Genomic DNA, 443 nt, shown 5'->3' on the forward strand with positions numbered 1-443 from the left:
GTGGTCAACCGGCAGACCGGCGCGATCGTGTCCGGCCCGGACGTCCACGCCCGCGGCGTCGCCGAGGACGAGAAGGTGTTCGAGGAAATCAAGCCGAAGATCGTCCGGGCGCTCGAGGAGGCCGTGCAGTCCAGCAAGGACCACACCGCCCACCAGCTCCAGCAGGTGGTCCGCCGGACCGTCGGCACGTGGGTCAACCGCAAGCTGCGCCGCCGCCCGATGATCATCCCGGTGGTCCTGGAGGCCTGACCCCTCCGGGTCGCCATGCCTGCCGTGTCCGCGGTTCGCGGTAGTTTGGTGGGCATGGCGACCCGTACTTCCCCCACGCGTTCGTCCTCCTCCTCCGCCACGTCCCGCTCCGGCTCCGCCGGACGCCGAGGCTCCGGACGGAAGGGGTCGACCGCGACCGTCCCCGAGGCCGACCTGCCCGCCGCGCCCCTGCG

Annotated in this window: 1 pseudogene; it reads left to right on the plus strand. The window is 72.5% G+C overall.

The annotated features are described in order from the left end of the window. A pseudogene (locus C6558_RS39215) lies at positions 1 to 249 on the plus strand (RNase J family beta-CASP ribonuclease); the annotation flags it as partial. Between the last annotated feature and the right edge of the window lie 194 nt (positions 250 to 443).

The sequence above is a fragment of the Ensifer sp. NM-2 genome (assembly GCF_003024455.1).
Taxonomy (GTDB): Bacteria; Pseudomonadota; Alphaproteobacteria; order Rhizobiales; family Rhizobiaceae; genus Ensifer; species Ensifer canadensis.